This window comes from Christiangramia sabulilitoris, assembly GCF_007050985.1.
Taxonomy (GTDB): domain Bacteria; phylum Bacteroidota; class Bacteroidia; order Flavobacteriales; family Flavobacteriaceae; genus Christiangramia; species Christiangramia sabulilitoris.
Genome location: NZ_VHSF01000003.1, coordinates 74439 through 88459, shown reverse-complemented (window position 1 = coordinate 88459; position 14021 = coordinate 74439). Strand labels below are relative to the sequence as shown.

The following is a 14021-nucleotide window of genomic DNA, read 5'->3' as shown; positions in this document are numbered from 1 at the left end:
TTTATGAAGCCAAATCACACCCAGGATTTTCCTGATTTTATTTATGATTTAACCCCGGGATTCACTCCGGTTATTGGAGGTGATTATCTTAAAGAGGATTATGTTTTTATAGACCTTTCTGCAAATAACAGGGATCTGTTAAGACTTGAGGTTGCTTCTTCAGAAGCATTTTCCATGTTTATTGACGAGTTCCTTAAGAATAGAAACGCGAAAGCAGCCTATGGGGGTTATAATGAGTTAAGAACTTTATATAACCGCAGTGAATTGTTCAATAATAACAAGGAAGCCAACCGAAACATCCACATAGGTCTTGATATCTGGGTGCCTGCTTATACAGATATTTTGAGTCCCCTGGATGGAAGTATTCATAGTTTCAGGGATAATGATAATTTTGGCGACTACGGTCCTACAATCATTTTAGAGCATTCTCAAAACGACAGAACTTTTTATACCCTTTACGGTCATCTTTCGCGTGCTTCACTGGAGACGCTTGCTGTTGGCGATAGGGTGAGAGCAGGGGATAAGATCGCAGAATTAGGTGATTTTCATGAAAATGGTGATTACGCCCCGCACCTGCATTTTCAGATCATGGAAAGCATGCAGGGAAATATTGGAGATTATCCCGGAGTAATAAAAAAAGAAGATCAGGACAATTACCTACAGAACTGCCCTGATCCAAATTTGTTGTTGAAGATTTAGTAATGTGTCATTCCGACGCAGGAGGAATCTATATAGATGCACGATAGAATTTGTATAGATTCTTCGCTTCACTTCGTTCCCCTATGCATGGCATCCTTTTGTCATTCCGACGCAGGAGGAATCTCAAATTTCATTATTGAGAAATCTCCATTCAGAATTAAAATTAGTTATTAATTCATCTTTCTTTTGTCTTGACCAGCCTTTGATAGTTTTCTCCCATTTTATCGCAGATTCAATTTCCTGAAAGATTTCGAAATATATTAGATAGAAACATCTATACTTTGCAGTAAATGCCTTCGTAAGGTTTTCAGGATTCTGATGTTGGTATAATCTAGTATTCAGATCATTAGTAACTCCGGTATATAAAACAGTTTTATTTTTATTAGTAAGTATGTATACATAGTAATTATGTGTTCCTAGAGTTTTCATTTCTTTCCTTTAGTTCTCTTTACTCTGAATAACATTTTATTGTCAATCCGACGCAGGAGGAATCTCTTTGTGTTTGCAGTATAACCGATTGAGTTTCTTCGCTTCACTTCGTTCCGCTCTGAATGACATGTTGGTGTCATTCCGACAAAGGAGGAATCTATATGGTTTGCAGTATTACCGATTGAGTTTCTTCGCTTCACTTCGTTCCGCTCTGAATGACAGTGTTTATTGTCATTCCGACGTAGAAGGAATCTCTATGTGTTTGCAGTATGACCGATTGAGATTCTTCGCTTCACTTCGTTCCGCTCTGAATGACAGGTGTTACTTCTTCGTCCTCACAAAAAACGCCACTACCGCAGAGGTAACCACCCCCACAACTAAAGCAAAAAAGAATGACTGGATGATGTATGAGGTCAGATTAAAATATTCTTCGGCATCTTCCCTTTTCATCACCCCGCTCTCTACAGAATAGTCTATCACATTGGTGAAATAATCTGGTGTGATAAAATTATGAGTAATATACATGGCAACAGGAGAGAGGATAGCGACTACGATGCTGATCACTATTCCAGATATAAATCCCTGGCTCCAGGTCATGTGGCCGTTGTAGAAATTCTTTCGCTTATCCAGCAAGGCCAGAACATAGATGACAATTGCGACGATAGCAAACAAGTTGGTATAGATCGCATGTTGAGCGATATTCTCATCATGCCAGCCCAGTATTTTTTCAAGGAATACCCAGGCCAGAGAAATGAGGCTGAAAATTATACCCCACTTGATTTCAATTGCGAATTTTTTCATTGGTTGGTTTGATTGGTTCAGGGTTAAAATTAGTGAAATTCTTTTAGCCACCTTTATAAATGAAAAATCCCGGATAGATAATCCGGGATGTGATGATTTTCAAATAATAAAAGATCTAAGCATCTTCATTTAGTTTTTTCGTCGCGAAAAACCCCGCGAAAAGACCAAGACCGGCCAGAAGAAATATCGTGCCGGGGTAGGCTACATCCTCCTCCACTCCCAGGTTGATCGCCAGGAGATTTGCCAGGAAGATCCCTAAACCAATACCAGCAAGCAACAAAGCGAGATTGATCACGATCACTTTCCAGACGGGGGTGACCCGTTTTTTCTTGCTATAAAAGATGCTTGCGTCTGCTCCTTTGTCTATAAGCGCCAGGCGTTCGCGGTTTCTGGCAGAAATATATAAGTAAAACATTCCGAATACTGTTCCGAAGATAACAGGTAATACAATGACTTCAGATCCCATAAATTTTGATTTTTAATTGTGAAAATAATGTTCGTTTTCTATTAGGACGCCAAGATTGAAAGTCCGGTTACAAAAAAATGTAAATTTATTTTTTAAACTTTTGTAACTGAAAGTGAAATATTGTCGTCATATTTAATAATGATCAAAAAAACCGACCAGGAATTGATAGATTTAATCCTTAATGGCGATACAAATGCCTTTGGGGAGCTGGTTGATCGCTATCAGAATTATGTGTTTACGATTGCCATCAGAATTATAAAGGTTAGAGAAGAGGCTGAAGAAATTGCCCAGGATAGTTTTATCAAGGCTTTTGACTCCTTAGGCAGCTTTAGGGGAGAGTCGAAATTTTCGACCTGGTTATACCGAATCGTATATCACAAAAGCCTTGACCAGATAAAGAAGAATTCCCGGCATAAGACCATCGAGATCATTGATGAGATCACAGAGGACAGGTTGGCTGATATTGAGAATGGGCTGGAATTTATGCTTAGTAAGGAGAGGAGTGAAACAGTTAAAAAATGCATAGCTAAATTGCCGGCAGAGGATGCCGCCATCATCACTTTATTTTATTTTGATGAACAATCTGTCAAAGGGATCTCTCAAATTACCGATCTTACAGAAGACAATATTAAAATAAAACTGTATCGTAGCAGAAAGAAGTTATTTTCCTTATTAGAAACCTATATACAACCCGAAATATCAATAAGAAATGAAAAAGCAATTTAACAGGGAAGACAGATTGATGAAGAATTTGCTGGATGAGGCCGGAGTTGAAAAACCCTCTGTGAATTTCAGGGATCGTATTATGAAAACAGTCGAGGCCCGTGGGGCAGAAATTCAGCCTTATAAACCACTTATCTCTGCGCGGGGTTGGTGGAGTGTTGCTGCATTCAGTATTATTATTTTTAGCGGACTATTATCTCTTTATTCAGGAATCTCATTCAGCGGCATGTTGAGTCTTGAGATCCTGCATTTCCCTGATTTTCCAAAGATTGATCTTTCCAGGACCATGCAATATGCAATCGCTTTTATTGCTTTATTCTTCCTGGAGGTGCCTTTTCTCAAAAGGTTTTTGGATAGGGAGTACCGTTTATAATATGCTCGGGGTGAGATGAGATTTCTCCCTTCGCTCGAAATGACAAGTCGTTTAATTCAATAAGACCTATATAGCTAGCTGACGTCACTTTGTCCCGAAGTGTCAGGAATATTCCTAGATCATATTAAAAGACGCTGAAACTCCCGATGCTTCGGGACAGCAGGACCAAGTGGAAATTTGAGAAGAAGCGTCACCCTGAACTTGTTTTAGGGTCTTAATTTTCCATATAGATGCTGAAACTCCCGATACTTCAGAACAGCAGGACGTATAAAACAAAAAATCCTGAAGCAATCTACTTCAGGATTTTTAATTAATCTAACGATTAAGGTCTATTCATCTACCAGCACCCATTCACCTTTATCCAGCAACGGAATCGCCTGTTTGAATTTCATGGTCTTATTTTCACCACTCATCACATGCTTGATCGTAACCTTATCGTTACGGCCAATTTTAGGACGATCTCTCACTATAGTTTCCGTGATTTCTGGTTGACGTTGCGTATTGCCGGCAGCTCTGCTCTGTGCCGCACGCTCATCCAGGTTAGGAATGTCCTCTTTCTTGGTTTCAACTTTTTCTTTCTGTCTCGTCTGCCGGGCTTCGTGAATATTTGGTGCTCCACTGGAAGGTATTTCTCCTTTGAAAAGGAAAGACATCACGTCTCTATTCACATTATCCAGCATGGCCTTGAATAATTCAAAAGCCTCGAACTTATAGATCAATAACGGATCTTTCTGCTCATGCACCGCCAGCTGAACACTTTGCTTCAACTCATCCATTTTTCGAAGATGCGTTTTCCAGGCATCATCAATTATGGCAAGGGTAATATTCTTTTCGAAATCCTTGATCAGTTGTTTTCCTTCAGTTTCATAAGCTTTCTGAAGATTGGTAACTACCTGCAGGGTTTTCGTGCCATCAGTAAATGGTACCGAGATCCTTTCAAAGTTGTTTCTCTCATCTTCATGAACCTGCTTGATCACCGGGAAAGCGCGTTCGGCATTATGCGACATCTTTTCGTCGTAATGCTTATAAGCAGTTTTATAAACTTCGCCCGCCAGCTTCTGCACATTCATTTTCTTGAATTCTTCTTCGGTAACCGGAGAACTCATGGAGAAATTCCTGATCAGTTCGAATTCAAAATTCTTAAAGTCTTCTGCCGCTTTATTGGTTTCCGCGATAGCTTCAGAAATATCAAAGATCATATTCGCCAGATCTACTTTAAGTCTTTCTCCAAAGAGGGCATGGTATCTACGTTTGTAGATCACTTCACGCTGGGCGTTCATTACATCATCATATTCCAGCAATCTCTTACGAACTCCAAAGTTATTTTCCTCAACTTTCTTCTGTGCCCTTTCGATAGATTTCGAGATCATGGAATGCTGAATTACTTCACCTTCTTCCAGACCCATACGGTCCATCAGCTTGGCGATCCTTTCTGAACCGAATAATCGCATCAGGTTATCTTCAAGGGAAACATAGAACTGTGAGCTTCCCGGATCTCCCTGACGACCAGCACGACCTCTTAACTGCCTGTCCACTCGTCTGGAGTCATGGCGCTCTGTACCTACAATGGCGAGACCTCCGGCATCCTTAACTTCCTTGCTCAGCTTAATATCGGTACCACGACCCGCCATGTTGGTAGCGATGGTCACGATCCCCGATTTACCGGCTTCAGCAACGATATCAGCCTCTTTCTTATGCATTTTCGCGTTAAGAACATTATGAGGTACATTTCTAAGTTTCAGCATACGACTCAGTAATTCTGAGATCTCTACTGAAGTTGTACCAATTAGCACCGGTCTTCCCTTACCGGAAAGGTCTGATACATGGTCTATAACTGCATTATATTTTTCACGTTTGGTCTTATATACCAGGTCTTCTTTATCATGCCTGGCGATAGGCCTGTTGGTAGGAATTTCCACCACATCCAGCTTATAGATCTCCCAGAATTCACCGGCTTCGGTAACCGCAGTACCCGTCATACCAGATAATTTCCGGTACATTCTAAAGTAGTTCTGAAGGGTTACCGTAGCAAAGGTTTGCGTGGCATCCTCGATCTTCACGTTCTCTTTCGCTTCGATCGCCTGGTGTAATCCGTCACTATAACGACGCCCTTCCATGATACGACCGGTCTGCTCATCAACGATCTTAACCTTATTGTCCATGACCACATACTCGGTGTCTTTTTCGAAAAGGGTATAAGATTTAAGCAGTTGTCTCAAGGTGTGAATACGCTCACTCTTAACGCTATATTCTCTGAAAAGTTCTTCTTTCTTTTCCGCTTCTTCTTCCGGTGGAAGTCCTTCATTCTCGATTTTGGAAATTTCCATTCCAATCTCGGGCATTACAAAGAAATCCGGATCATCTTTCCCTGAAAGGAATTCAATCCCTTTATCGGTAAGGTCTATCTGGTTGTTCTTTTCTTCAATGGTAAAGTACAATTCGGCATCAACCTTAGGCATTTCGCGGTTGTTGTCCTGCATGTAGTGATTCTCGGTCTTCTGCAATAACTGCTTAACACCTTCTTCACTTAAGAATTTAATAAGGGCTTTATTCTTTGGTAATCCACGGTAAACTCTCAATAACTGAAATCCACCTTCCTTGGTATCACCTTCCTTAATAAGTCTCTTTGCATCGGCAAGGACCTTAACCAGGTATTTACGCTGTGCCTCAACGATATTCGCAATTGCTGGTTTGAGCTCCATGAATTCGTGGGTATCTCCTTTAGGAACAGGTCCCGAGATGATCAGCGGCGTACGGGCGTCATCGATCAAAACCGAATCCACCTCATCCACGATCGCGTAATTATGTGGTCTCTGTACAAGATCATCAGGCGAATGAGACATATTATCCCTCAGGTAGTCAAATCCGAATTCGTTATTGGTTCCGTAGGTAATATCTGCGTTATAAGCCTTTCTACGGGCAGCAGAATTAGGGCGGTGATAATCTATACAATCCACGCTTAACCCGTGAAACTGGAAGATAGGAGCCATCCAGGCACTATCCCTTTTAGCCAGGTAATCGTTTACCGTAACCAGGTGCACCCCGTTTCCGGTAAGGGCATTAAGGTACATAGGTAAAGTGGCCACCAGGGTTTTACCTTCCCCGGTTTGCATCTCGGCAATCTTTCCCTGGTGCATGGCCACACCACCAATAAGCTGAACATCATAATGTATCATGTCCCAGGTTACCGGTTTACCGGCAGCATCCCATGAATTGCTCCAAATGGCGTGATCACCATCCAGAGTAACATATTCTTTTTCTGCGGAAATTTCGCGATCAAAGGCAGAAGCCTTTACTTTAAGTTCAGTGTTATGTACAAAACGCTTCGCCGTTTCTTTAACCGTGGCAAATGCCTCGGGTAAGATCTCGTTAAGGACCGCTTCAGAAATCTCGTAAGATTTATCTTTAAGAGCATCTATTTCAGCATAGATATCTTCCTTTCTGGTGATATCATCAGTCTCATCTGCCTCTGTATTTAAAGATTCGATCTTATCCTTAACCTCTTTGGTAGCTTCGGTGATCTTAGATTTAAATTCAGTGGTCTTAGCTCTAAGTTCATCAAGGCTGAGGGCCTCAAATTCAGATTCAAGAGCTTTTATTTTATTTACTATGGGTTGTATTTCTTTGACGTCTTTCTTAGACTTATCGCCTACGAAAGCTTTTAATACAGAATTTAAAAAACTCATATTGGTTTTTTTGTTTAACGGGGTTCAAATTTAAGCAAAAAAAAAGCCTCATGAATGAGACTTTTCCCTATTTTTTGCTGTTGTTATTTAATATTCATCCTCATTCCAGAGGTAGTCTTCATCGGTTGGATAATCTGGCCAGATCTCCTCGATAGAATCATAAGAGTCACCCTCATCTTCAATGGCCTGAAGATTTTCTACAACCTCCAGCGGTGCTCCGGTTCTAATTGCGTAGTCTATTAACTCGTCTTTTGTGGCCGGCCAGGGGGCATCACTTAAATAGGATGCTAATTCTAAAGTCCAATACATTGATTAATCGGGTTTTAAATTTTGGCAAAAATAAATTTTTTGACTTAATAGCCAAGAAAAAAATCTATTATTTATACAATAATATAAAGAACATAATAATTCATCAAATTCTTTGCATTATTCGCAATAAAAATTTTAATGATCTGGAAGTATTCAGGATCTTTGCGGAATCCATTGAATTTCTTCAGCTTTCAATTGTTTAGACAACATCCGTGCCAGCACGAACAGATAGTCTGAAAGTCGGTTAAGGAAGATAAGAACCTTGTCATCAAAAGCCTCAATGTCATATAAAGCACTGGAAAGTCTTTCGGCACGACGGCATACACATCGGGCGATGTGACAGAATGACACGCTTTGGTGACCTCCGGGAAGGATAAAGTGAGTCATCGTGGGTAGATTTTCATTCATCCTATCCATGGCCTTCTCCAGCTTTTCGATATCCTCATTGGTTAATTTGGGAATATTTAAACGATCCTGCCCATTCTTAAGTTTCTCTTTAGAGGGTTCTGTGGCCAGGATAGATCCTATGGTAAAAAGCCGGTCCTGGATCTCTTCCAGCAATGCTTTCGTTTCTTTATCTGTGTCCTGATCTCGTAAAAGACCTATATGGGAGTTGAGTTCATCTACGGTACCGTAACTTTCAATTCTTATATGGTGTTTTGGAACACGGGTTCCTCCAAATAAGGAAGTTGTTCCTTTATCACCTGTTTTGGTGTAAATTTTCATGCTATTTTTTTAGAAGCTTAAAGTTACAAAGAATAGCACGCCCACAAAAGGCTTTAGGTGAAATTGAAAATATTGGAAATTATTTTAGAACAGAATCAGATTCCTTTTCTTTTTTTCTTTCCAAATACCTTCTTCTGAAATTCCTGTTCTTGCGTTGCTTTTTCAGATTGCTGGATCTTTTAGAGCTCCAGATAAAATAAGCCAGAAAAACAGCAATAATGGTAAGATAAATCCAGGTTTCCTGGTCAAGCTTGATCATCTTAAATGACTTAGTTAATACAAGATAAAAAAGATTCTCAAAAGTTCAAAAGTTTGTAGTTAAGGTTTTGTGTACATGGTTCGCTGTTCAGAGTTCGAGAGAAGCAGATTTGAGATTGCTTCGTGGTCATAGCGAAAAAATAAATATCATTAATAATCTGAAGTGGTACCTCTAAGATCTTCGACTGCGCTCAGATTGACATTTTCTGAAAATTCATTAGGAGCTTATAGTAGATTTTTCAATCTTTTACTCACTACTCACTACTCACTGCGACAGTTTTCCTTTCATCGGTTTCCACCATTCCATCTTTTAAGCGGATGATCCTGTGGGCATGGGCAGCGATATCTTCTTCGTGAGTTACCAGGATAACCGTATTTCCGGCAGCATGAATATCATCGAAAAGGTTCATAATTTCCAGGGATGTTTTGGAATCCAGGTTACCGGTGGGCTCATCGGCAAGTATGATCGAAGGTTTATTAACCAGGGCTCTTCCTACGGCTACTCTTTGACGCTGACCACCCGATAGCTGGTTCGGTTTATGGTCCATTCTGTCGCCCAGGCCTACACTTCTCAGAACTTCTTCAGCTCTTTCCTTGCGCTCATTTTTTGAAGCGCCCGCGTAGATCATGGGTAGCGCTACATTATCTAGGGCGGTAGTTCTGGGTAAAAGGTTAAATGTCTGAAAAACGAAACCTATCTCCTTGTTCCTGATCTCGGCCAGTTCGTCATCACTCATCTTGCTTACATCTTTCCCGTTTAGGATATAGGAACCTGAAGTTGGCGTATCCAGGCATCCGAGGAGGTTCATCAAAGTAGATTTTCCGGAACCAGAAGGTCCCATAAAAGCAACATACTCTCCGCGATCTATATCCAGATCTATACCTTTTAATACTTTTACTACTTCCTGTCCCAAAGGAAAATCCCTGGTGATATCGCGAATCTCGATTACTTTGCTCATTCAGAATAAATTTTCAACTGTATGACGGGAATTTAGTTTTTTTGTTACAAAATCAACTATTTAATAATTTCAAATGTTGATTTTTTTGCCTGTACTTTTCTTCGACTGTATCCAGAAATATAAAAAAGTCGAAGCTTAAAGAATCTAAGCTGAATTTATCGTTCTGCTTCTTAATTACAAGAGTATACCTTGCGTAATTAGCTTGAAATTTAAGTTAGCTTTCACTCAAAGCAAATATTTGGTAGGGTGATTTCTAAATGGGGGATCTTTAAACTCTGATGTTGAAATGTTGTTTGACCTGTTCTTTTCTGAAAAATACAAGTCCCCATTGAAAAGTATCTATGGTCACCTGAACCTTAGGGTGTTTTTTGATTTCCTCCCAGGCTTCTTCCATTTCCGAAGACCAGTGGATGTCATCAAAAATAAAAACCGAATCGTTATGAGCAGTGGGGAGCAATTGGTTGAAATAATCTAAAGTGGCTTGCTTCTGATGATTTCCATCGAAATAAATCAGATCGAACTTTTGGTTCTCCTGAATCAGAGCATCCATTTCCGCGTCAAATTTATTCACGCGAAGCTCAATATTATTTAAATCAAATTTTTCAAACTGCTGACCGGCTATTTTTGCTGTTTTTGGGCAGCCTTCGATGGTGATCAATTTGGTGTTCTTTTTAGCGGCGATGGCCGAAGAGGCAATTCCCAGTGAAGTGCCTAATTCTAAAGCGGTATCCACTTTAAGATAATTAGTTAACCTGTAAAGTAATTTCGCCCGGTGTAAAGTGATCCCGGCATTTTTGGCAATGGAGAATACCGGTCTCTCGTTCGACCTAAAAACCCGGCTCCCAGCGCCAAAATCGGTAACGCTAATTCTGTTCTTGTTGCCTAAAAGATTATTCCGATAATCTTTAATGAGCTTATATGCTTTATGCTCGTTTTTGTTATAGAAACATTTTGTAACCAGGTCATAGACAAAAGGGGAGTGGAGGCCATGTTGGTTTTGGCTTTTTAGTAAGAAGTTGAAGTAGGATTTGAGCTGAAAGAGCATTGTTGATGTCGGTTATAGGTTGTCGGTTATTTGAGATGTAGGGGAAAGCGGAGAATGGGATTTCAATTGAAAAAGCATTTTAGTTATCTGTTATCTGTTATCGGTTTTTTGAGATGTAGGGAAAAGAGGAAAGAGAAGAGTGGAAAGTGAGATTTTTAATAGGATAGTTTAATTCGTTTATTGTTCAGAGTTTATTGTTTATGGTTTTTTGTAATAATTACAAAATTTCATCTTTATCTGGCTTTTTGAACTTAATTCCTTTAAGATCAGATTTTCTAAGATAGAACATAAATGCGCCTAATTTATTTTCTAGCTTACAACATTCTTTTATAAGTAGTTCGAAATCTGAATCCTTCATCAGGTTTTTGTCTTTAGAACGGTAACATTGAGATTTTAATTCAGAAGTTGAACCTTTAGAAAAACTTAGGAAATTGTGGAATTCTGCATTGCCTCCCCGACCAAATCCCTCAGCAATATTATCCATTATAGAACCGGAACTTCTTTCCATTTGGTTAGCGAGAGCATAGTTTCTACCTAAAGGGGTTTCATTTAGGAGTTTGTCAACTATGTTACAAATATTCCTTGCTAATTGCCAAACCTCAAGATCTTCAAACTTTTCAACCTTTCCCATCCGCTGAATTTAAAAATTTAAAATTGATTTTTACAACAAACAACAAATAACAAACAACAAACAACAAACAACAAACACCAAACAACAAACCCCAAACACTAAACATTAACCAACAAACTACGAATGGACAACTCACAACCTAACCCTCCATCTTCTCAAGCAGTTCAAACCACCTTTCAGTTTTCGCATCTATATCGTCTTCAATCTGCTTTAGTTTCATGGAATTTTCTGCGATCTCTTCAGCATCTAATTCCTGAAGGAAAGACTGCTGTAATTTTTCTTTTTTTGCTTCCAGTTTGGCGATCTCCTTTTCCAGTTTGCTGTATTCCTTCTTTTCGGCGAAGCTTAAGGAAGGACCGGAGCTATTCGATTTATATTCTTTCTTTTCCTTTTTTGTTGGTGAATCTGTATTTGCCGATGCTTCAGGCTTTGGTTTCGAAGATTCGTATTCGCGGTAATCTGTATAGTTGCCCGGGAAATCGGTGACTTCACCTTCACCTTTGAATACGAAAAGATGATCGGTTATCTTATCCATAAAATACCTGTCGTGAGAAACCACTATTATACATCCGGGAAAGTCGAGTAAGAAGTTTTCCAGGACGTTCAGGGTTAAAACATCCAGGTCATTGGTAGGCTCATCCAGGATAAGAAAATTAGGATTCTGAATTAACACGGTACAGAGGTAAAGGCGTTTCTTTTCACCACCACTCAGTTTCTCTACGAAGTCATATTGCTTTTTACGGCTGAATAAAAATCGCTCCAGCAATTGTTCTGCAGAGATCTGCCGGCCTTTTTTCAGCGGGATATAATCACCAAATTCCTTGATGACCTCAATTACCTTCTGACCCGGTTTAATTTTAATGCCTTTTTGCGTGTAATAACCGAATTTGACCGTTTCCCCGATCACGATCTTGCCAGTGTCGGGCTGGAGGTTTCCGGTAAGCATATTCAGGAAAGTGGATTTTCCGGTTCCGTTCTTACCAATGATACCAAGGCGTTCACCTTTCTGAAAATTATAACTAAAGCCTTCGATCAGGTTTTTACCGCCTAACTTCTTGGAGATATTATGTAACTCCACGATCTTGCTACCCAGTCGCTCCATGTTAAGTTCCAGCTGCACCTTATGATCCTGTCTTCTCTGACTCGCGCGATGTTTTATATCGTGGAAATCTTCAATGCGGGATTTAGATTTGGTGGTACGTGCTTTGGGTTGTCGGCGCATCCACTCCAGTTCCTTTTTATATAATTGCTGCGCCTTCCCCGTATTGGTGTCTTCCAGCTGATGTCTTTCTTCTTTCTTGTCGAGGTAATAGGAGTAATTTCCTTTATAGGTATACAATTTTCCGTCTTCGAGTTCTATGATCTCATTGCACACCCTTTCCAGGAAATATCGGTCGTGAGTGACCATGAAAATCGTAAAATCCTGCTTTCTAAAATACTCTTCCAGCCATTCGATCATATCCAGGTCCAGGTGGTTGGTAGGCTCATCCAGGATAATAAAATCTGGTTTTTTAAGCAGCATCCGGGCCAGGGCCAGTCGTTTCTTCTGTCCTCCGGAAAGGTTTTTAACCACTGCCTGCAGATCCTGCAGGTTCAGTTTGAAAAGGATCTGCTTGAATTCTGTTTCAAAATCCCAGGCGTTATTTGCTTCCATGGCATCCATGGCTTTTTGCAGGGCATCTGCATCTTCGGGATTTTGCATGGCCTTTTCATATTGCGCCACCACCTTCAGCGTTGGGTTTTCGCTGGTAAAGATGCTTTGTTCGATGGTAAGCTCAGGATCCAGATCGGGTTCCTGGGAAAGGAAAGCTACCCGGATATCATTGCGGTAGATCACCTGCCCTTCATCTGGAGAATCGGTACATGCCAGGATATTCAATAAACTGGTTTTTCCGGTCCCATTCTTGGCAACAAAACCTACTTTTTGATCCTTATTTATTCCAAAACTGATACTGTCAAAAAGCTCGCGCTCGCCGTATGATTTGGCTATATTTTCTACTGAAAGATAATTCATGTTTTATTTAGTCTTTAGACTTTAGACGCTTGTCTGTAGTATGATGGCAAAAGTACGAAGTAACGATGAACAATTATCAATAAACAGTTATCAGTTATAAGTTGGGGATTCTGTGACTGTAAGAGATGCTGAAACTCCCGATTTCTCGGGATAGCATGACGCTTAATTATGAACGTCACCCTGAATTTATTTCAGGGTCTTAATGTTCAAAATTCGATTTTGTCATTTCGACCTTATAAGGAGATTTCTTCAATGCCAATAATAGCTTATTACTTATAAGTTTTGTGTTGTAAGCAGAGATGCTGAAACGAGTTCAGCATGACACTTCCTATTGGCTAAGCATTCGTCACCCTGAATTTAATTCAGGGTCTTAATGTTCAAATTTCGATTTAGTCATTTCGATACGGAGGGGTCGGAAAAAATTCTCACTGGGTTATAAATCTTCAAAACTGCAATGAACCTAAATGGATTTAAAAATCAGATTTCTCAGTCGCTATACTCCTTCGAAATGACAATAAGTAAAAAAGGTCGATTTTACCATGGGGAGAAGTCTTTTCAGTTAGCAATCACCATTGGAGGGTTTTTATAGCCGTTGAGTGAGAATTATTGTGCGGTGTCATTTCGACCGGAGGGAGAAATCTCTTTTATCCCAATTTCTAAAGTCAATTAATAGCATCTAAATTAAAATTCAACCTGTTACCGCTAAGAGTCAGTTTCTCTTCAAAATGGTATATTATATAATTTCAAATTTATCCGCTTTCTTTTTCCCATCGCCGGATCCTTCGACTGCGCTCAGGAGAAACAAAAAGGGCTAGGCTTACGAAAGTTTCCCTGATTCTATTGTTCGAGATCTAAATTTTATGAACTCGCCGTCTGATATTTATTTACCTAAAATTGCAAAT

The 14021-nt window shown here is 39.9% G+C and carries 14 protein-coding genes; 3 read left to right on the top strand and 11 right to left on the bottom strand.

What is annotated here, in order from left to right:
- Positions 1 to 3: 3 nt before the first annotated feature.
- Entirely contained in the window at positions 4 to 699 is a 696-nt protein-coding gene (locus FGM01_RS10585) for a peptidoglycan DD-metalloendopeptidase family protein (RefSeq protein WP_143411145.1), read from the top strand.
- 123 nt (positions 700 to 822) lie between these two features.
- On the opposite strand, the gene FGM01_RS10580 is transcribed toward FGM01_RS10585, so the two are convergent.
- The 3 genes from FGM01_RS10580 to FGM01_RS10570 form a co-directional block, all read right to left on the bottom strand.
- Positions 823 to 1128 carry a GIY-YIG nuclease family protein gene (locus FGM01_RS10580; RefSeq protein WP_143411144.1) on the bottom strand — a complete coding sequence of 102 codons (306 nt, stop codon included), beginning with the start codon at positions 1126 to 1128 and terminating at the stop codon, positions 823 to 825.
- A gap of 321 nt (positions 1129 to 1449) precedes the next feature.
- Entirely contained in the window at positions 1450 to 1929 is a 480-nt protein-coding gene (locus FGM01_RS10575) for a DUF4199 domain-containing protein (protein WP_143411143.1), read from the bottom strand.
- Positions 1930 to 2044: 115 nt separating this feature from the next.
- On the bottom strand, positions 2045 to 2395 hold the full coding sequence (locus tag FGM01_RS10570) for a DUF6249 domain-containing protein (protein WP_143411142.1): 351 nt from the start codon (positions 2393 to 2395) through the stop codon (positions 2045 to 2047).
- Between the two features lie 138 nt (positions 2396 to 2533).
- On the opposite strand from FGM01_RS10570, the gene FGM01_RS10565 reads away from it, so the two are divergent.
- Entirely contained in the window at positions 2534 to 3121 is a 588-nt protein-coding gene (locus FGM01_RS10565) for an RNA polymerase sigma factor (RefSeq protein ID WP_143411141.1), read from the top strand.
- On the top strand, positions 3105 to 3491 hold the full coding sequence (locus FGM01_RS10560) for a hypothetical protein (RefSeq protein WP_143411140.1): 387 nt from the start codon (positions 3105 to 3107) through the stop codon (positions 3489 to 3491). Before FGM01_RS10565 ends, FGM01_RS10560 begins: the two co-directional genes overlap by 17 nt.
- Before the next feature lie 329 nt (positions 3492 to 3820).
- Here FGM01_RS10560 and secA read toward each other — a convergent pair whose 3' ends face one another.
- The 8 genes from secA to FGM01_RS10520 form a co-directional block, all read right to left on the bottom strand.
- Positions 3821 to 7177: a preprotein translocase subunit SecA gene (gene secA / locus FGM01_RS10555; RefSeq protein ID WP_143411139.1), complete on the bottom strand. Its 3357-nt coding sequence runs from the start codon at positions 7175 to 7177 to the stop codon at positions 3821 to 3823.
- Between the two features lie 87 nt (positions 7178 to 7264).
- Positions 7265 to 7486 carry a DUF2795 domain-containing protein gene (locus tag FGM01_RS10550; protein ID WP_008272287.1) on the bottom strand — a complete coding sequence of 74 codons (222 nt, stop codon included), beginning with the start codon at positions 7484 to 7486 and terminating at the stop codon, positions 7265 to 7267.
- 153 nt (positions 7487 to 7639) lie between these two features.
- Complete coding sequence (locus FGM01_RS10545) at positions 7640 to 8212, bottom strand: cob(I)yrinic acid a,c-diamide adenosyltransferase (RefSeq protein WP_143411138.1); 573 nt, start codon at positions 8210 to 8212, stop codon at positions 7640 to 7642.
- 79 nt (positions 8213 to 8291) lie between these two features.
- The gene (locus tag FGM01_RS10540; protein ID WP_143411137.1) at positions 8292 to 8471 is read right to left on the bottom strand and encodes a hypothetical protein; all 180 of its coding nucleotides are present in this window, start codon (positions 8469 to 8471) and stop codon (positions 8292 to 8294) included.
- A gap of 253 nt (positions 8472 to 8724) precedes the next feature.
- Positions 8725 to 9429 (bottom strand): ABC transporter ATP-binding protein, encoded by a 705-nt coding sequence (locus tag FGM01_RS10535; protein ID WP_143411136.1) that lies wholly within the window; start codon positions 9427 to 9429, stop codon positions 8725 to 8727.
- 268 nt (positions 9430 to 9697) lie between these two features.
- Positions 9698 to 10474 (bottom strand): O-methyltransferase, encoded by a 777-nt coding sequence (locus FGM01_RS10530; protein ID WP_143411135.1) that lies wholly within the window; start codon positions 10472 to 10474, stop codon positions 9698 to 9700.
- 217 nt (positions 10475 to 10691) lie between these two features.
- Entirely contained in the window at positions 10692 to 11105 is a 414-nt protein-coding gene (locus FGM01_RS10525; RefSeq protein WP_143411134.1) for a four helix bundle protein, read from the bottom strand.
- Positions 11106 to 11244: 139 nt separating this feature from the next.
- Positions 11245 to 13119 (bottom strand): ABC-F family ATP-binding cassette domain-containing protein, encoded by a 1875-nt coding sequence (locus FGM01_RS10520; RefSeq protein WP_143411133.1) that lies wholly within the window; start codon positions 13117 to 13119, stop codon positions 11245 to 11247.
- Positions 13120 to 14021: the final 902 nt, after the last annotated feature.